Source organism: Kineosporia babensis (assembly GCF_021129305.1).
GTDB lineage: Bacteria > Actinomycetota > Actinomycetes > Actinomycetales > Kineosporiaceae > Kineosporia > Kineosporia babensis.
Map to the genome: position 1 here is coordinate 166,297 of NZ_JAJOMB010000020.1, position 18,180 is coordinate 184,476.

The following is an 18,180-nucleotide window of genomic DNA, read 5'->3' on the forward strand; positions in this document are numbered from 1 at the left end:
GGCGGCAGCCGCGGCGCCGCGCTGCCAGCATCACTGTCGTGTCCTCGAGAACGGCTACTGCAGCACAGTCATTGACGGCAATCACCGAAGAAGTCGGCGCCTGCGCCCAGCAGGTGGCGGGCGCAGACCTGTCCCGGCTGGCCCAGCTTCTGGACCGGTATGAGCGGGTTTTCGTGCTCGGCGCGGGCCGGTCCGGGCTGGCCCTGCGGATGACCGCGATGCGGCTCATGCACCTGGGGCTCACCGTGCACGTGGTCGGCGAAGTGACCACGCCCGCCATCGGCCCGCAGGACATCCTGCTCACCGCAAGCGGTTCCGGCAGCACGGCCGCCGTGGTGCGGGCCGCCGAGACCGCGGTGGCGGCGGGTGCCGAAGTGGCGGCCATCACCACGAATCCCCGCTCCCGGCTGGCCGAACTGGCCGGCACCGTGGTCGTGGTGCCCGCCGCCGAGAAGCTGGATCGCTCCGGCGCGGCCAGCTCGCAGTACGCCGGAAGCCTTTTCGAGCAGACCGTGATGCTGATCGGCGACGCCCTGTTCCACGCCCTCTGGCTGAACTCCGGTGCCTCCGGCGACGACCTGTGGCCACGCCACGCCAATCTCGAATAACCCGTTCCGCGCAAGAGGAGAAATCATGCAGCTGCAATTCGCCATCGACACCCTGAGCACCGAGAAGGCGCTGGAGCTGGCGGCCGCCGCGGCGCCGTCCGTCGACATCCTGGAGCTCGGCACGCCGCTGATCAAGAGCGTCGGGCTGAGCGTGATCACCGCGATGAAGCAGGCGCACCCGGACAAGATCGTCTTCGCCGACCTGAAGACGATGGACGCCGGTGAGCTGGAGGCCGACATCGCCTTCGCTACGGGCGCCGACCTGGTCACCGTGCTGGGCGCGGCCGGGGACAGCACCCTCGCCGGTGCGGTGAAGGCCGCCCGCAAGTACGGCAAGGGTGTCGTCGTGGACCTGATCGGGGTGCACGACAAGGTGGGCCGGGCCAAGGAGGTCATCGACCTGGGCGCCGAGTTCGTCGAGATGCACGCCGGCCTGGACGAGCAGGCCGAGCCCGGCTTCAGCCTGCAGACCCTGCTGGAGGCCGGCCGGAGCGCCGGGGTGCCGTTCTCGGTCGCCGGTGGTGTGAACGTCTCCAGCATCGCCGCGGTGCAGGGCTCCGGCGCCATCGTGGCCGTGGCCGGCAGCGCGATCTACAGCGCTCCTGACGTCGCCGCGGCGGCCGCCCAGCTGCGCGCTGCGATCAGCTGACCCGACGTGCGGGCAGGTCGGGCGGGGAACGGTTCCCCGCCCGCACCGGCGCTCTGATGACTCATTGGTAAGCTCTCGAATCGGGTATTGCTGACGCTATCGGGGGTTAACTGCAGTGGTCAGGACGGCAGAGCCGGACAGCCGACCGCCCGACCTGCCCCCCACGTCGGCGCAGCGCCGGATGCTGGGCAGTCCCGCCACGCGTTATCTGAGCGCCGGCGTCTACCTCGACCCGCCGTTCCGCAACGCGGTCCTGCGGGAACTGGTGGGCTCGGCCAAGCGCTCGGTCGCGCCCGCGTTCAGCACCGACGCCGTACCGGTGGTGCGGCACGCCCTGAACGCGCGCCGCAACCAGGTCGTGCGCGATCTGGTGCTCACCGTCGTCCTGCTGGTCTTCCTGGTGCTGCAGGCCAAGCTGCTGCTGGCGATCCTGGCCCTGACCGGCTCGGCGCTGCTGACCCTGCGGGCGGCCCGCACCGCCCTGCGGCTGCGGTTCCTGGCCGCCCTCGTGCTGCTGGTGCCCGCGCTGATCGCGCTGCTGATCGCCCTGCTCCTGCTGGAGTCCAGTTCCGGGCTGTTCGCCTCGATCGACGGCTCCAGCGGGTACGAGGAGCACACCCCCTTCGGCGCCTTCCTGCTGGAGGTCATCGGCGTCTTCGTGATCGTGATGGGGGCGGCCTGGACCACGATCACCGTCGAGCGGCTGATCAACCGGCAGACCATCCTGGACCACCTGATGCCGGGCCGGTTCGACCCCACGCAGAGCCCGGCCGGGCCCAGGTCCCGCCAGGCCCGGCTGCGGTACATCGCCGAGGCCCAGCTCGGCAACGTCACCTACTACCCGCAGGACGCCGCCGAGCAGCCGTTCATCGGTGCCGGGCCCGCGCAGCACACCTACACCCGGACGGTCTCGCTGGCCGCAGGCGGTGGCGGCGCGGCCGAGTTCAGCACCGAGAGCCTGCGTGAGGCCCTGGCCCGCGATCTGGCTCAGCTGAACGGTCCCGAGGAGGTCTCGGTCCAGGACCGGCTGATCACCCCGGCGAGCGCGCACTCCGGTGATCCGCGGCTGGATCCGGCCACCGGCCTGCTGCGCCACCGGCTGCCGGTCGCGGAGATGGAGCAGCTCACCGAGTCCGATTCCACCGGAACCCACCGCTACCTGAGCGTGCGCACCGCACCGGACCGGGGTCAGGGCGAGGTCTGGGTGTTCGTGCGGGCCCTGGTCCAGGGCCGCCGGCTGCACCTGGACCTGGTCAGCTGCGGTCTGCCGCCGGTCCGGGCCCGGTACCGCGAGATCGACCAGTACGCCGCGTCCGGGCCCGGGGTGGTGCTGCGCACCGCGCTCGGCGTGCTCCCCGACCTGCCCGGTACCTTCCTGCGTGCACCGCTGAACCTGGTGCTGGCCCTGCTCGGCCAGGAGCAGCTGTCCTGGGACCTGCGCGATCGGCTGCGCCAGCTCGGGACCTCGGACGAGCGCGGCGCCCACGCCAGCGTGCGCGAACTGGGCACCGATCAGGAGTCCGGGAATCTGATGGCCGGCTTCGCGGCGCAGCGGCAGATCCGGGTGATCGAGCAGCAGATCATCGAGACCGTCGCCGCCTCGATGGAGAACGCCGGCCTCGACCCGGAGGAGTTCCACCGCCGGACGCAGGTCATTCTCGATGGGACGGACCAGTGACCTGTACCCGCTGCGGCGCCGGCTACCTGCTCGCCGACCCCGAATGCCCGCGCTGCGGACTGGAACTGCAGGCCGCGCTCCCCTCGGTCAGCGGGAACGCGCTGACGCCGGTGCGCACCACCCGTGACTCCGAACGTCCCTGGATCATCCGGGGTGTGTCCGTCGTCGGCGTCCTGATCTGCGTCTTCGTCGGCCTGCAGTTCGCGGCCAGCCGCAGCGGGGACGACGCGTCCTCCAGTCTGCGGCCGGCCGACCTGCCCTCGGGGGTGGCCAGCACCGGCACCGCCGCCCCGACCACCGTGGTGAACCTGGCCAAGAGCGCCACGATCGTCGCGGACCGTACCGCCGATCCGGCCGAGGACGCCGCCGGCGACCCGGTCACCTACGGCACCGAGCACCTGACCGACGAAGACCCGAACACCGCCTGGCGGGCCCCCGGCTTCTACTCGGACGAGTTCATCACCATCACGTTGCCGGCCGCCTCGACGATCCAGACGGTCGGGCTGACCAACGGCTACACCAAGGTCGACCCGGTCTCCGGCGAGGACCGTTACCCCGCCGGACGCCGGATCCGCTCGGTGACCTGGATGTTCGACAACGGCCTGAGCGTCAACCAGTCGCTGGAGGACGAGACCCGCGAGATCCAGTACATGACGATCGAGGCGGTGCAGTCCCGGACCGTCCGGCTGCGGGTCAACCAGACCACCACCCCGGGCCAGTTCACCGACGACTACACCGCCATCTCGGAACTGTTCGTCGGTTAGGTTCTAGCCACCGTGACCTTCCCTTCGACGGGTCCGGCCAGGGTGCCGTCGCCGTCCGCCGCCTGAGCGGTCAGCGCCCAGGTGTACACGCCAGGCGTGGCGCCGGTGGTGTCCCAGTTCAGGCCGTGGACGGTGCCGTGGGCGGCCTCACCGGTCAGGTTCGCCACCACCCGGCTGTTGCGCCGGATCGTGAGCTTGACCGCGATGAGCGCCTTGCTGGTGTCGAACTCCGGCGCCCAGTTGGTGCCTGCGGTGACGCTGGGCTCGGTCTTGGCCGCGATCAGCCTGGGCCGGTAGTTGGTGTCCTGACCGAACGGCAGCGGCAGCACCTGGGCCCGCCCGTTGGCCGCGACCCCGGTCATCAGGTGGTCGTAGACGTCGGCCGGGGCCTTCAGCGGCGTGATCTGTGGATTAGTGCGGTTCGAGCGGGTGTTCAGGACCCGCAACCGCCCAGCGTTGTCCTGCCAGCTCAAAGTGCCCTCGGTGAAGCGCAGTTCGTGTACCCCGCCAGTGTTCGTGACCACGCGGGGCTGCTGCGGTTTGGCCAAGGTGGCGATCCGCAGCGACGAGCCGTCAGCCCAGGCGATGTCACTCCCCCAGATCGCCACCTCGCCGCCGGCCCCCTGAGCCAGGGTGCTGGCCGCGCCCTGCGTCACGTCCTGCGTGCGCAACTGCCCGCCGGTCGTCGACCACAACACCCGCGAGCCAAACAGATCAACGTCTTTCGTCCCGCTGGTCAGGTCGAGCAGCGGGGTGGCGCTCTTGTCCCGGAACACCCGGTTGCCGGCCACGGCGTACGGGCCGGACAGCCGCAGCGGCGTCGGCTCGGCGGAGGCCGGGCCAAGGTCGGTGGTGGAGAACGTACTGCTGGCCAGGTAGTAGTGCGGTGTGGGTGGCAGCCCACGCAACAGCCAGCGGTCGCCGGACGCCGCCAGGGCCCCGGGTGGGGACATCAGCCAGGCGGGCACCCGGAAGAACGGTTCCCCGGTCTCCTTGGCGCCCAGCGACAGGCGCCCGGCTGAATCCTGTTCGACCGGACGTCGGGCGATCAGCCGGATCCCGTCATCGGGGTCGGCGGAGCCGGGCCGGCCGGTGTAGTACAGCCGCCCGGCCGCCAGCGCGAGTGTCTCGACCGGGCGGTAGGTCTCGGTCAGGGCTGCGAGTGGCCGGGACGTCCCGTCGGCGGTGATCTCGTGCACTCCGGCGGGTTGCTCGGCGGCCGAGCCGAGGGCGTACACCAGGCGGTTGCCGATGGCCTCGACGCCGCCGAACTGGCTCGTCTCGGTACTTCCGGTGCCGAAAAGGCTCTCTGGTAAGGGCACCTCCCGCCAGGCACCGGCGACCAGGACCCGCAGCCCGGTCGTGTTCAGCTTCCCGGGCGGTACCCAGGAGTCGGCGACGGCGACCTGCTGGTCGGTCGCGGCGAAGTCGATCCGGGTGCCGGCGCGCAACCACGGCACTTCCTGGTCGGTGATCTCGGTGTCGGTGCGGGCCCTGCGCCCGATCCTGGAGAAGGACCGGTCGGCGAAACCGTACGAGAGCCAGACGAAGGACGACGGGGTCAGGGCTACCTGTCCCGGCCAGTACCCGGGTGCGGTCCGGGGCGGGACGATCACCTCGACGGCGCTGGAACCGAACGGCACGTGTACCAGGGTGCGGCCGGACGTGGGCTGGTCGGCGATCGTGCGGGCGTAGCTGATCAGCGCACTACCGGCGTCGGCAGCGACGTAGGTGGGTGCCCCGGCCATGCCCGGGTCGGCCGACACGTCGTTGATCAGGACTTTGTCGGCGAGACCTTTGCGGTGCAGGGTGATGCGGCTGCCGAGCTCTCCGACGTATCCGGTGGGGACGAAGGCGAGCGGCCGATCGGGAACGTTCTGGGTGGTCGTGGCCCCGGTGCGCAGATCGGCGGTGTGGATCCGCCAGGCGCTGTCGGCGGCGGTGGCCCACCGTAGCTGGTGGCCGGTCAGGTCCTTGACCTGCTGGAGCCGCCCGGGCGAACCGTCCTCGGAGTAGGTGATCCGGTTGTCGGCGAAGGGTTTTCCGGCCGGGGCGGTGAGCACCTCGGTGTGGTTGCGGGCCACTGTGTATCCGGACGGGCCGGCGCCGAGCAGGGTGAGCTGCTGGGGCTTGGATATCTGGCCCGGTAGTTCGGCCCCGGGTGATCCGGTCGCCCCGGCCGGCGAGGCCAGTGCGAAGATGGTGATGAGAGCGGCAAATCCGCCCGCAGCCTGACGTTTGCGGCGGCGGGTGTGCGGTGGCGCGGTGCTCATGTCGAAAACCTTCCCCCCGAAGATGATCACGCTGAGGCTAGGTGATCTTGAGGCTGCGGCCGGCCGGGGGCGCGCCGGGAAATTCGGAGCTTCACCCGATCGCGCAACCGGCCGATGATGACGGCTCAAGGGCTTCGGGGGGAGCAGGCTGGTGCCAGGGTCACGGGGGTGGCAGTGGTACGTCGCGTTCTGCGCCGTACTGGCCCTGGTGTACCCGTTGCTGCCTTGGGAGCACGTCCAGGCGGTCCTGGCCACGCTGCTGCATTTCTGCGCGAGCGGCATCATTTTGGCTGGCGTCCGTATCTACCGGCCAGCGCTGCGCTGGCCCTGGTACGCCCTGGCCGCACGGGCCGGTCTGTTCGCCGTCGGGGACATCGCCTACTGGACGCAGAGTGCCTTCGGCCAGGACGTGTTCCCGTCCTGGGCCGATGCCTTCTACGTTCCCTCCAACCTGGCCCTGATCGCCGCGCTGATCGGCTTCACGCTGTCGCGACATACCGGCTGGGACCGCCCCGGCCTGATCGACGCGGCGGTCCTGACCATCGGCGCGAGCATGCTGGCCTGGCTGTACCTGATCTCCCCCACGGCCGGCGACGGCACCCTGTCGTTGTTCGCCCAGGCGGTGTCGCTGGCCTATCCGATCCTGGATCTGACCGCTCTGGCCGTGCTCTTCCGGCTGACCATCGGCGCCGGGAAAAGGCCGTTCGCGTACCGTCTGCTGGTTGCCGGGGTGAGCTGTCTGCTGGTCACCGACATCGCCTACACCCTGCTGGAGCTGGAGGGCCTGTACAGCGCGGGCGGGCTCCTGGACGGCGGCTGGTTCTTCAGTCATGCGCTGCTGGCCGCGGCCGCCCTGCACCCGTCCATGCCCGCGATCTCCCAGGCCACCGCGCCGCTGCTGGCCGGGGTGATCGGGCGAAGACGGTTGTACGGGCTGGCCGCCGCCAGCCTGATGGCCCCGCTGGTGCTGCTGCTGGAATGGCTGCGCGGCGGGCCGATCGACGCGCCGCTGATCGCGTTCGGCTCGATCGCCCTGTACCTGCTGGTCCTGGCCCGGCTGCACGGTGTGGTGGAGCAGCTGGACGACTCGTTGCAGACGGCCCGGACGCAGGCCCACACCGACCAGCTCACCGGTCTGGCCAACCGCCGGTTGTTCCATGACCGCTGGCAGCAGAACCTGAGTGGGACGGCCGGGCCGACTGCGCTGCTGTACGTGGACCTGGACGGCTTCAAGAAGATCAACGACACGCTCGGGCACGAGAGCGGCGACGTGGTGCTGCGGACCGTGGCCGAGCGGATCAGCGCCGTGGTGCGTTCCGGTGACGTGGTGGCCCGTCTCGGCGGCGACGAGTTCGCGGTGATCCTGCCCGGGGCCAGCGACGAGCACGCCGACGACATCGCCTCGCGCATCCTGGCCACGATCAGCCGCCCGATCGACCTGGACGGTCACCGGGTCTCGGTGGGGGCCAGCATCGGGGTGCTCCTGGCGCCGCCGGGCGCCGATCCGGAACAATCGATCAAGAGCGCCGACTCCGCCATGTATGCCGCCAAAACCGGTGGCCGTGGCCAGATCCGCCACGCATCATAAGCGGGTGATCTTGCTGCCGGAGAACCTGCTGCGCCATGCCCGGGACAACCACGACGCGCAGTTCCACGGCTGGTTGCGTGAGTTGCCGGACATCGTCGACGAGTACGCGGCCCGCTGGTCCCTGCAGCTCCAGGAGCCGTACCAGCCCGGCGGGACCTGTTCCTGGGTGGCTGCGGCCGACGGGGACCGGGTGCTCAAGGTCAGCTGGCGGCACTACGAGGCGGACGACGAGGCTGCCGGGCTCGCAACCTGGTCCGGGCACGGCGCGGTCCGCGTGCACGCGAGCGAACAAACCGCTGTGAGCAGTGTGCTGCTGCTGGAACGCTGCACGCCGGGTACCCCGCTGGCCGAGGCCCGGCCCGAGGCGGAGCAGGACGCCGTGATCGTCGAGGTGCTGCGCAAGCTGTGGGCGGCGCCCCTGGGCGGGCACCCGTTCCGGCCGCTGAGCCAGATGTGCAACGCCTGGGCCGACTCGGCCCAGGCCCGCCCGATCACGATCGACCGCGGTCTGGCCCGGGCCGGGCTGAACCTCCTGCGTGAGCTACCCACCACCGCCACCGAGCAGGTGCTGCTGGCCACCGACCTGCACGCCGGCAACGTGCTGCAGGCCGAGCGTGAGCCGTGGCTGGTGATCGACCCCAAGCCGTACGTCGGCGACCCGCACTACGACGTCCTGCAGCACCTGCTCAACTGCGACGAGCGCCTGCACCACGATCCGCGGGCGCTGGTGCACCGGGTGGCCGATCTGGCCGGGCTGGACCGCGACCGGGTGCTGGCCTGGTTGTTCGCGCGATGCGTGCACGCCTCGCTCGACCTTCCGGTCCTGCGCCCGGTCGCTACCCGGCTGGCTGGTTACCTGTAGCCGGCGATGTGCGAGCGGTACCAGTGCCCGGAGTCCTTCACCGTGCGCACCAGGGTGTCGTAGTCCACGTGCACCAGCCCGAACCGTTTGCCGTACCCGTACGACCACTCGAAGTTGTCCATCAGCGACCAGGCGAAGTAACCGCGGACGTTCGCCCCGGCGTCGATCGCTTGGCCCACCGCCTCGATGTGGGTCTGCAGGTAGGCGGTGCGCCGCTCGTCGTGCACCTGACCGTCCTCGGCCACCACGTCGTCGAAGGCCGCGCCGTTCTCGGTGATGTACAGCGGCAGCCCGGGCCGGCGCTGGTGCATCTCGAGCAGCAGTTCGGTCAGGCCCTCGGGCCGCACCAGCCAGCCCATCTCGGTGTACTCGCCCTCCGGCCGCACCCGCATCGCGCCCTCGACCAGGGTGGGCTGGAACGGGTCGCGGTCCGGGTCGATCCCGGCCTTCACGAAGCCGGTGGAGTAGTAGTTCAGCCCCAGGCCGTCGAGTGGGGCGTTGATGATCTCCAGGTCGCCGGTCTGTACGAAAGACCAGTCGGTGAACGCCGCCGTGGCCTCGAACAGCCCTTCCGGGTAGGCGCCGTCGAGTTGCGGGGCGAGCAGGATCTCGTTGTTGACCAGGTCCAGCTTGGCTTTCACGGCCAGGTCTTCCGGCGAGTCGGTGTGGGCCCGGTTCACCTGAAGGTTGTGCGCGATCGCCACCTTGGCGTCCGGTCCCGCGTTCTGCCGTACCGCCTGCGCGCCCAGACCGTGGGCCAGGTTCAGGGTGTGCACCGAGGCCAGCGCCTGCGCCGGGTCCTTGATCCCCGGCGCGTGCTCACCCGAGAGGTAACCGAGGTAGGCGGCGCACCACGACTCGTTCAGCGTGATCCACAGATGCACCCGGTCGCCCAGCGCATCAGCCACCAGGGCGGCGTATTCGGCGAACCGGTAGGCGGTGTCGCGGTTCGGCCAGCCCCCGGCGTCCTGCAGCGGCTGCGGCAGGTCCCAGTGGTACAGCGTGACCGCCGGGGCGATGTCGTGCTCCAGCAGCTGGTCGGTCAGGCGCTTGTAGAAGTCCAGGCCGGGCTGGTTGGCCGGGCCCGAACCCAGGGGCTGCACCCGCGGCCAGGCCACCGAGAACCGGTAGGCGTTCACCCCGAGATCGGCCATCAGCTTGACGTCCTCGCCCAGCCGGTTGTAGTGATCGGCTGCAATGTCGCCGTTCTCGGCGTTGCGGACGGCTCCGGGCACGCGGGAGAAGGTGTCCCAGATGGACGGCTTGCGGCCGTCCGCCTCGGTGGCGCCCTCGATCTGGTACGAGGACGTGGCGGTTCCCCAGAGGAACCCTTCCGGGAAACGACGCTGGGTGGGCTCGTTCATCAAAGCTCCTGAGAGGGTTAGTAAATGGAGGACGGTGTGGCTCAGTCAGCGACCATGTGGCCACCGGAACCGGTGGCCGGGGAAGCGGTTCGCACCGCAACGGCTTTCAGGTCGTTGGCGGTGCGCAGCACCGGCGCCCGGGTGAGGCCGGCCGGATCGAGGTCGGCGGTGCTGGTCACCAGGAAACTGGCCCGGGCCCCGGCCGGCAGGCTGATCACGCCGTCGTCCACCTGCGCGTCGGAGGCCAGACGATCGGGGTGAACGGTGATGTCGGAGGCGAAGCTCCGGGCCCGCACGTCGATCCGGTAACCACCGTCGACCTTGTCGGCGCTGACTTCCAGCGGGTCGGGGTCCAGGGTGAGGGTGACGTCCTCGCCAAAGGTCTTGACCGCCCGCAGGCCGTCGAGTTCGGCGACCAGCACCTCACCGGCCGGGTCCTTGGCCGTGGTGAGATCCGCCGGCAACGGCAGGACGACAACGCTGCGCGGCTGTGCGGAAACGGTGAAGTTGCCCGAGGTGTGCTGCTCCCCCGCGAAGGTCTCGCGCCGGACCTCGGATGTGCCCAGCCACGGCTCGTCGGTGTCGTTCACCGCCACCAACGTGCCCTCGGTCAGATACAGCGCCCGTGGTGCGGCGGCCCGGCGCAGAGCGAAATAGACCGGCTTGGGCCGCTCCTCGTAGTCGACCAGCGCCCAGGAGACCACCGGCCAGCAGTCGTTCAGCTGCCAGACGATCCACCCGGCGGTACGCGGCCAGTACGAACGGTAGTGCTCCACCGCGTGCCGGATGGCCCGGGCCTGGTTGAGCTGCGCAGCCCAGTGCCAGTCCTCGAACCGTTGCGGCACCCCGGTGTGCGGATCCATGCCCCGCTCGAGCTTGCCGGTGCCGTCGTCGGCCTTCTGGTGGATCAGGAACACCGGATCGGCGTACGGAGCCGCCGCCTCGGCCAGAGCAGTGCCGTCCGTGGCACGCACGTGGTCGGTCAGCGTGCGCCACGCGGGCGGCGCCTGATATCCGAACTCCGAGCAGAAACGCGGAATCTCGCTGCGGTAGGCGGTCCAGTCGATCCGGTTCCAGACCTCCCACTGATGGTGCGTGCCCCGGTCGGCATCGTTGGGGTGCGACTGCTCCGGCGTGCGCCGCGGGGTGTAGGGGCTGTTGTCGCTGTACGGACGAGTCGGGTCCAGTTCCGCCACGATCTGCCTGAACAGGCGCTGGGCGTAGTCCTGCCCCCAGGTCAGATCGCCCAGACGTCGCTTCCAGTCCCAGTCCTCGTGACCCCAGAGGTTCTCGTTGCCGCCGTTCCACAGGATCAGCGACGGGTGCGGCATCAAGCGCACCACGTTCTCGCGGGCCTCGGCCTCGATCTCGGTGCGCAGCGGCTCTTCCTCGGGGTAGGCCGCACAGGCCAGCAGGAAGTCCTGCCAGACCAGAAGGCCCTTCTCATCGCACAACTCGTAGAAGTCGTCGGACTCGAACATTCCCCCGCCCCAGATCCGCACCAGGTTCAGGTGCGCGCCCAAGGCCTGGTCCAGCCGACGGTCGAGGCGCTCGCGGGTGATCCGGGAGACGAAGTGGTCGTCGGGGATCCAGTTCGCCCCACGCACCGCAATCGGCTTGCCATTGATCAGAATGCTAAAGCGGGTGCCGTACTCGTCGTCGCCCGTGTCGATCTCAACCGTGCGGAACCCGATCCGGCGAGTCCACGCGTCGACAATCTGGTCGTTCTTCAGCTCGACGCTCAACTCGGCCAGCGGCTGGTCACCGTGGCCTACCGGCCACCACAGCGGAGCCTCGGGCACCCGTAGGCTCAACACGGCGCCATTCTCGCCCGCCGCAATCGTCGTGGTCGTTCTGACCCCCGAGACCTCGGCTGTCAGTTCCAACGCCGTGTCCGGTTCCAGCCCGGAGCGCTCGATCTCGACGTGCACCTGGACGGTGCCGGTGCCGTCAGGGGCCACCCCGACAACAGGACGCACCTGGGCCAGTCGCGCAGTGGCCCAGCGTTCGATCCGGACCGGCTTCCACAGGGCGGCGGTGCGGAAGTCGGGCCCCCAGTCCCAGCCGAACGAGCTGGCCATCTTGCGGACGAAGTTGAACGGGCGCGGCGCGTTGGTGGCCGGCCGGTTGCCGAGTTCCTCGCGCAGGGCCTCGGCCCAGATCGTGGCCGAGCGGATGTCCACTTCCAGGTCGTGGGCAGCCGCGTGCCCGGTGATGTCAAACCGGTAGCTGCGGTGCATGTTTGCGGTCTCGCCGAGGACGGTCCCACCCAGCTTGAGCGTCGCGATCGTGTCGATGCCGTCGAACACCAGGTCGATGCGTTCACCGGCGGCCGGTGGTTCGAGGTCCAGTTCAGTGCGATAGAGCCAATCGGTGCGGTGGAACCATTCCAGGTCGTTCTCGTGCGCGTCGTCGTACGGCTCATCGATCGCCCCGGCGGCCAGCAGATCGGTGTGAATGCTGCCCGGAACCATGGCCGGCCAGGTTCCCCTGACCGCCTCCGGCAGTTCACCGGCCGTCGCGGTGACGGTCCAGCCGCTGGTCACTTCCTGGTGTTTCACAAGGCCCTCCCGGGCGATTCGACTGCAGGGTTCTCACGCACGACCCGCACACCACCGGCCGGCACCACCGTCACCGGACCGACCTTCTCCTCGGTCAGCAGGTCCAGGCCTTCCGCCGCCACTTCCACGTCATCGGTGCGATGATTGATCAGGAACAGGTAGGAGGCGTTCTCACCGATCCGACGCACCGCCTCCAGCCCGGAGGGCGCCGGCACCGTGCGCGGCAGCCCTGCCTCAGTGATCAACCGCTCCACGATCGCCGAGATGCTGCGCTCTGACAAGGCCGCCGAGACGTACCAGGCGGCACCCGCACCGATCGGACGGCGGGTCACCGCCGGGGCACCGCTCAGCGAACTGCTGGCGTAGGACACCACGGCCTCGGCGCCGTCCAGGTGAACCCGCTCGGTCCAGTCCCGCACCACGCCGCCGTCGTCCAACTGCACCTCCTCGCCGTCCTGCAGCGGGTAGAACTCATCGCTCCAGGCGCCCAGAACGTCGCGGAAGGCCCCGGGGTAGCCGCCGGTTCGCACCCGTCCCGTCGGCTCGCAGATCCCCGAAAGGTAAGTCACCACCAGGGCTGTGCCGTGCTGCGGCAGAGCTGAAAGCTCTTCAGCCACCGCGTCGGAGACCAGCATCAGGTTGGGCACCAGCACCAGGTCGTAACCGGCCAGATCCGCACCGGCCGGGACCAGGTCGAGCAGCACCTGCCGCTCCCACAGCGCCTTGTGCCAGGCCCGCAACTCCCGCCCGTAGCGCAAGCCCCGGTGCGGCTTGAGCCCGTGCTGCAGATACCAGCCGGACTCGTCGTCGACCACCATCGCCGCCCGGGCCGGCTCCACCCGCGAACCGGCCACCTCGTTAAGCGCTTTCAGACGGGAACCGAGCTCTAGCACCTCGTGCCAGACCCTCGAGCGGGTACCGGCGTGCGGCAGCATGGCGGAGTGGAACTGCTCGGCCCCGGCCGTCGAGGACCGCCACTGGAAGAACATCGCCCCGTCGGATCCCCGCGCCACGTGGGCCAGCGAGTTCCGGAGGATCTCCCCCGGATCCTTGGCCCGGTTGCGCTGCTGCCAACTCGGCCCGCCGGTGGAATGCTCCATCAGCAGCCACGGCCGCCGATCCGCGAACATCCCCCGCATCCGGTCGCCCGCGCAGGCCAGCTCCACCGCCCGGTCCGGATCGTTGACCAAGGTGTAGTGATCGGTCGCCGCGATGTCGGTGTGCGGGGCCCAGCGGGCGTAGTCCACCACCTGAGCGCCGGGCCCGACCATCATGTTCGTGGTGACCGGCCGATCCGAGAACTCCTGTAGCACCTCACGTTCAGCGCGATAGTGAGCCAGCAGGGCGTCGGAGGAATACCGTTCGTAGTCGATGAACAGGCCGGGGTTGGGCGCACCGTGCTTACCGCGAGGCGGCAGGATCTCCTCCCAGGCGCCGAACCGGTGACCCCAGAACGCCGTGCCCCACGCCTGGTTCACCGCCTCGAGGGTGCCGTGCCGCTCGGTCAGCCATTCCCGGAACGCCTGGGCCGAGACATCGCAGTAGCAGCGGGCATTCCCACCGCCGAGCTCGTTGCCGACGTGCCAGAGCCGCACCGCCGGGTGCTGCCCGTAGCGCCGGGCCAGTTGCTCGGCGATCCGCAGCGCGTAGCGGCGGAACACCGGTGAGCTCGGGCACCAGGCGTTCCGGCCGCCCGGCGGTTCCTGGTACAGGTCGCCAAGGCGCGGCAGGATCTCCGGGTGGGCGGTGTGCAGCCAGCTCGGCGGAGCTGCGGTCGGGGTGGCCAGGTTGATCCCGATGCCGTTCTCGTGCAGCAGCTCGACGATCTCGTCCAGCCAGCCGAACTCGAAAACCCCGTCGGATGTTTCGACGAGACCCCAGGAGAAAACGCCGAGCGTGACCAGGTTGACCCCAGCCTCCCGCATGAGTGCCATGTCCTCGAGCCAGACCGCACGCGTCCATTGTTCGGGGTTGTAGTCGCCGCCGTACACCAGCCCCTCGGCCAGCTTCATGCCGCGACCTCCTGGGTGCCGCTGGGTACCCAGTCCCCGAGATGATGGTCGTAGCAGACCGAGTCGTCGATCGCGTCCCGGTCAGGGGCCGTGGAACGCACCACTCCGCCGAGCCGGTTGGGATCCGGCGCCGACAGGGCCAGCAGCTTGGTGTAGTCGTGATGCGGATCCAGGATCACCGCATCGGCCGGGCCACGCTCGACCACCCGGCCGTGATGCAGCACCAGGATGTCGTCGGAGAAGTGCCGGGCGGTGGCCAGGTCGTGGGTGATGTACAGCACTGCCAGCCGACTTTCGCGCTGCAGGCGGCCGAGCAGGTTCAGCACGCCCAGCCGGATCGAGACGTCCAGCATCGAGACCGGCTCGTCGGCGATCAGCACCTGCGCCCCCGGAGCCAGCGCCCGGGCGATCGCCACCCGCTGGCGCTGACCGCCCGAGAGTTCGTGCGGCCGGCGCTCGGCCATCTCCTCGGCGGGCGTGAGGTTCACCCGCTCCAGCATGGCCAGAACCTCCGAACGAGTGGACGCGGCGTCCTGGGTTCGCTTGTGCAGCCGCAGTGGGCGGGCGATGTGGTGAGCCACCGAGTGGAACGGGTTCAGCGAGGCGAACGGGTCCTGGAAGACCATCTGGACCTCGCGCCGGTACGCCGACCCCGCAACCCGCGCGCCATCGTCCGTCAGCACGTCGATCGTGCCCGAGGTCGGACGCTCCAGCCGGGTGAGCAGTTTGGCGATGGTGGACTTGCCCGAACCGGACTCCCCCACCAGAGCCACCGTACGACCGGGAGTCAGCTCGAAACTGACCTTGTTGACCGCCCGCATCCGGCGCCGGCGCAGGCCGTCCCGGATCAGGTAGTCCTTGGTCAGGTCGGTGACCTTCACGCTGCTCATGCTGACCTCTCCTGGGCGCTGCCGTGCCGGACGAAGTCGCTGCGCGAACCGGTCAGGCTGGGGAACGAGCCGAGCAGCTTGCGGGTGTACGGGTGCTGCGCCTGCTGGTGCACCTGCTGCGCGGTACCGAGTTCGACGATCTCGCCCTGGTACATCACCGCGATCCGGTCGGCGATCTCCAGCAGCAGCGGCAGGTCGTGGGTGATGAAGATGACCGCGAAGTCGAGTTCGTCGCGCAGCCGCAGGATCTCGCGCAGGATCTCGCGCTGCACCACCACGTCGAGCGCGGTGGTCGGCTCGTCCATGATCATGATCTGCGGCTGCAGCAGCATGGCCATCGCGATCATCACCCGCTGCCGCATCCCGCCGGACAGCTCGTGCGGATAGGACCGCAGCCGGACCGGATCGACGCCGACCCGGGTGAGAACCTCGGCCGCGCGCTCCTTGCGCTGCGCCCTGGACAGCGAGCCGTCGTGCACCTTGAGCGTGTCGTCCAGCTGATATCCGATGGTGCGCACCGGGTTCAGCGAGTTCATCGCTCCCTGGAACACCATCGACAGCTGGGACCAGCGGAACTGGCGCAGACCCTCGTCCTTGAGGGCCAGCAGGTCGATGTCCTCGCCCTCGCGATCGTGGAAGATCACCGAGCCACCGGCGATCCGGGCCGGGGGCTGGTGCAGCCGGTTGATCGCGTAGGCCAGGGTGGTCTTGCCGCAGCCGGACTCCCCGGCCAGGCCGAGGATCTCGCCGCGGCCCAGTTCCAGGGAGGCCTGCCTGACCGCGGTCACCGGCTGCTCGGTCTCGTAGATCACCGTCAGGTCGCGCACACTGAGCACGGGTTGCCGGGCCATCAGGACTCCTTCCGGGTGCGAGCCAGCCGCCGGGCATTGCGGGCGTTCTTCAGCCGGGGGTCGATGATCTCGTCGATCGAGAAGTTGATCAGTGAGAGCCCCATCCCGAACAGGGCGATGATCAGGCCCGGCGGGACGAACCACCACCAGGCGCCCAGCGGCAGGGCGAAACCGTTCTGGGCGTAGAACAGCATCGTGCCCAGGGTGGAGGAGTTGGACGCGCCCAGACCCAGGAACGACAGGCCGGCTTCACCGAGGATGGCCGCGATCACCGCGTAGACGAACTGCGAGGCCAGCACCGGCAGCAGGTTCGGCAGGATCTCCACCACGATCACCCGCCAGGGCCGTTCGCCGGACAGCTGCGAGGCGGACACGTAGTCGCGCTGGCGGACCGAGAGCGTCTGGGCCCGCAGCACCCGGGCCGAGGCCGCCCAGCTGGTCAGGGCGAGCACGAGGGCGATCGTCCACAGGCCACGGCTCTCCGGCGGCACGAAGCCGGAGATCACGATCACCAGCGGCAGGCCGGGGATCACCAGAAAGACGTTGGACAGCAACGAGAACGCCTCGTCGGCGAAGCCGCCCAGGTAGGCGCCGTAGATGCCGAAGAACGCGGAGAGCACGGTGGCCAGTACTCCGACGATCAGGCCGATCTGCAGCGAGCCCCGGGTGGCGAAGGCCAGCTGGGAGAACACGTCCTGCCCGGTCTGGGTGGTGCCCAGGATGTTCTCACCGGTCGGGCCGGCCAGGCCGATGTCGCGGATCGTGTCGGGGTCGCCGACCAGGAACGGGCCGATCAGGCCGAACAGCGTGATCAGCCCGACCAGGGTCAGGCCGAGGGCCAGCCACGGGGTCATGGTGGGCAGCAGCGAACGCCAGCCGCGCCGCCGGGGCTGGGCGGGTGGCACGGCTGCCGGGGTCGGTGGCGGGGTCGGTGGCGGTCCGGCGATCGGGCCGCCCGGACCGGTGATCGCGGTGGGCGCGGCCGGGCTCTCCTGAGCGATCAGAGTGGAATCAGCAACGGACGCTCCGGTCGGCCGGGGTGGGTCCGTGGGGGTCGAGGTGGTCATCGGGTTCCTCCTCTCAGGCCTTGGCCCGGATACGCGGATCGATCAGGCCGTACAGCAGGTCGACCACCAGGTTGGCGCCGAGAACGGCCAGGGTGATGTAGAGGAAAATGCCCTGCATCAGGGCGTAGTCGTTGTTCTGCACGGCCGAGAGCAGCTTGGAGCCGATGCCCGGGTAGGAGAACACCTGCTCGGTGACCACCGAGCCGGAGACCACGAAGCCCAGCGAGATGGCGAACCCGGCGATCGAGGGCAGCACCGCGTTGCGGGCCGCGTAGTTGCGCATGATCGTCCGCTCGGGAAGGCCTTTGGCCCGGGCGGTGAGCACGTAGTCCTCGGACAGCGTGGAGACCATCATGTTGCGCATGCCCAGCAGCCAGCCGCCGAGCGAGGCCAGCACGATGGTCAGGGCCGGCAGGAACCCGTAACGGATCGCCGACTCGACGAACGGTGCGTTGAACCCGGGATCGAGGACCACGTCGTAGCCGCCCTGGGCCGGGAACCAGCCCAGCACCCGGGACAGGAAGTAGACCAGCACCAGGGCCAGCCAGAAGTACGGCACCGCCGCCAGGATCGTGGTGGCCGGCACGGCCGAGTCCAGCCAGGTACCCGGTTTCCAGCCGACGATCGCGCCCAGGCCCACGCCCAGCACCGCGGCGATCACGGTGGCGATGCCGACCAGCATGATGGTCCACGGCATCGAGGTGGAGATGACCTCGGTGACGTTGGTCGGGAAGTAGGTGACCGAGGTGCCCAGGTCGCCCTGGACCAGGTTGACCAGGTAGTCCCAGTACTGGACGAGGATCGGGTCGTCGCTCTCCCCGCCGAGCAGGGCGGCGTAGGCGGCCCGGGACTCGGGGGTGACGCTGGCGCCCCGGGCCTGCAGCTTGGCCAGCAGGATGTCCACCGGATTGCCCGGCAGCAGGCGGGGAATGGCGAAGTTCAGGGTGATGGCCGCCCAGACGGCGACCGCGTAGAACAGGAGTTTGCGCACGACGAAGTTCACGGCACGACCA

14 protein-coding genes are annotated in these 18,180 nt (G+C 69.7%); 6 read left to right on the forward strand and 8 right to left on the reverse strand.

Annotated elements, in window-relative coordinates; genetic code table 11:
* The first annotated feature begins 38 nt into the window (after window positions 1–38).
* The 4 genes from hxlB (at window position 39) to LR394_RS30375 (ending at window position 3,699) form a co-directional block, all read left to right on the forward strand.
* Window positions 39–608 carry a 6-phospho-3-hexuloisomerase gene (hxlB, locus tag LR394_RS30360; protein WP_231448013.1) on the forward strand — a complete coding sequence of 190 codons (570 nt, stop codon included), beginning with the start codon at window positions 39–41 and terminating at the stop codon, window positions 606–608.
* A gap of 25 nt (window positions 609–633) precedes the next feature.
* Window positions 634–1,257, forward strand: coding sequence for a 3-hexulose-6-phosphate synthase (hxlA, locus tag LR394_RS30365; RefSeq protein ID WP_231448014.1), 624 nt, complete (start codon window positions 634–636; stop codon window positions 1,255–1,257).
* A 115-nt stretch (window positions 1,258–1,372) separates the two neighbouring features.
* Window positions 1,373–2,935 (forward strand): hypothetical protein, encoded by a 1,563-nt coding sequence (locus LR394_RS30370; protein WP_231448015.1) that lies wholly within the window; start codon window positions 1,373–1,375, stop codon window positions 2,933–2,935.
* The gene (locus LR394_RS30375) at window positions 2,932–3,699 is read left to right on the forward strand and encodes an NADase-type glycan-binding domain-containing protein (RefSeq protein ID WP_231448016.1); all 768 of its coding nucleotides are present in this window, start codon (window positions 2,932–2,934) and stop codon (window positions 3,697–3,699) included. The genes LR394_RS30370 and LR394_RS30375 overlap by 4 nt, the downstream gene beginning before the upstream one ends.
* On the opposite strand, the gene LR394_RS30380 is transcribed toward LR394_RS30375, so the two are convergent.
* A complete protein-coding gene (locus tag LR394_RS30380) occupies window positions 3,696–5,972 on the reverse strand; it encodes a hypothetical protein (RefSeq protein WP_231448017.1) in 2,277 nt (758 codons plus the stop codon). The genes LR394_RS30375 and LR394_RS30380 overlap by 4 nt on opposite strands.
* 151 nt (window positions 5,973–6,123) lie before the next feature.
* Here LR394_RS30380 and LR394_RS43315 point away from each other — a divergent pair, with 151 nt between their 5' ends.
* Window positions 6,124–7,560, forward strand: a complete 1,437-nt coding sequence (locus tag LR394_RS43315) for a GGDEF domain-containing protein (protein WP_231448018.1) — start codon at window positions 6,124–6,126, stop codon at window positions 7,558–7,560.
* Window positions 7,561–7,564: 4 nt separating this feature from the next.
* Window positions 7,565–8,422 (forward strand): aminoglycoside phosphotransferase family protein, encoded by an 858-nt coding sequence (locus LR394_RS30390; RefSeq protein ID WP_231448019.1) that lies wholly within the window; start codon window positions 7,565–7,567, stop codon window positions 8,420–8,422.
* Here LR394_RS30390 and LR394_RS30395 read toward each other — a convergent pair.
* The 7 genes from LR394_RS30395 to LR394_RS30425 all read right to left on the reverse strand — a co-directional run bounded on the left by LR394_RS30395 (window position 8,413) and on the right by LR394_RS30425 (window position 18,170).
* A complete protein-coding gene (locus tag LR394_RS30395; RefSeq protein ID WP_231448020.1) occupies window positions 8,413–9,786 on the reverse strand; it encodes a GH1 family beta-glucosidase in 1,374 nt (457 codons plus the stop codon). The genes LR394_RS30390 and LR394_RS30395 overlap by 10 nt on opposite strands.
* A 41-nt stretch (window positions 9,787–9,827) precedes the next feature.
* Window positions 9,828–12,347 (reverse strand): glycoside hydrolase family 2 protein, encoded by a 2,520-nt coding sequence (locus LR394_RS30400; RefSeq protein ID WP_231448021.1) that lies wholly within the window; start codon window positions 12,345–12,347, stop codon window positions 9,828–9,830.
* On the reverse strand, window positions 12,344–14,359 hold the full coding sequence (locus LR394_RS30405) for a beta-galactosidase (protein WP_231448022.1): 2,016 nt from the start codon (window positions 14,357–14,359) through the stop codon (window positions 12,344–12,346). The genes LR394_RS30400 and LR394_RS30405 overlap by 4 nt, the downstream gene beginning before the upstream one ends.
* Window positions 14,356–15,249 carry an ABC transporter ATP-binding protein gene (locus LR394_RS30410; protein WP_231448023.1) on the reverse strand — a complete coding sequence of 298 codons (894 nt, stop codon included), beginning with the start codon at window positions 15,247–15,249 and terminating at the stop codon, window positions 14,356–14,358. The genes LR394_RS30405 and LR394_RS30410 overlap by 4 nt, the downstream gene beginning before the upstream one ends.
* Window positions 15,246–16,100 carry an ABC transporter ATP-binding protein gene (locus tag LR394_RS30415; protein ID WP_231448024.1) on the reverse strand — a complete coding sequence of 285 codons (855 nt, stop codon included), beginning with the start codon at window positions 16,098–16,100 and terminating at the stop codon, window positions 15,246–15,248. The genes LR394_RS30410 and LR394_RS30415 overlap by 4 nt, the downstream gene beginning before the upstream one ends.
* Window positions 16,100–16,954 (reverse strand): ABC transporter permease, encoded by an 855-nt coding sequence (locus LR394_RS30420; RefSeq protein WP_407937156.1) that lies wholly within the window; start codon window positions 16,952–16,954, stop codon window positions 16,100–16,102. Before LR394_RS30420 ends, LR394_RS30415 begins: the two co-directional genes overlap by 1 nt.
* 226 nt (window positions 16,955–17,180) lie before the next feature.
* Complete coding sequence (locus LR394_RS30425) at window positions 17,181–18,170, reverse strand: ABC transporter permease (RefSeq protein ID WP_231448026.1); 990 nt, start codon at window positions 18,168–18,170, stop codon at window positions 17,181–17,183.
* Between the last annotated feature and the right edge of the window lie 10 nt (window positions 18,171–18,180).

Bases quoted from the DNA above. Each gene is read 5' to 3' on its own strand.
- LR394_RS30410 (WP_231448023.1), bottom strand. From the start codon at position 15,249: ATGAGCAGCGTGAAGGTCACCGACCTGACCAAGGACTACCTGATCCGG.
- LR394_RS30420 (WP_407937156.1), bottom strand. From the start codon at position 16,954: ATGACCCCGTGGCTGGCCCTCGGCCTGACCCTGGTCGGGCTGATCACG.
- LR394_RS30395 (WP_231448020.1), bottom strand. From the start codon at position 9,786: ATGAACGAGCCCACCCAGCGTCGTTTCCCGGAAGGGTTCCTCTGGGGA.
- LR394_RS30415 (WP_231448024.1), bottom strand. From the start codon at position 16,100: ATGGCCCGGCAACCCGTGCTCAGTGTGCGCGACCTGACGGTGATCTAC.
- LR394_RS30405 (WP_231448022.1), bottom strand. From the start codon at position 14,359: ATGAAGCTGGCCGAGGGGCTGGTGTACGGCGGCGACTACAACCCCGAA.
- LR394_RS30380 (WP_231448017.1), bottom strand. From the start codon at position 5,972: ATGAGCACCGCGCCACCGCACACCCGCCGCCGCAAACGTCAGGCTGCG.
- hxlA (WP_231448014.1), top strand. From the start codon at position 634: ATGCAGCTGCAATTCGCCATCGACACCCTGAGCACCGAGAAGGCGCTG.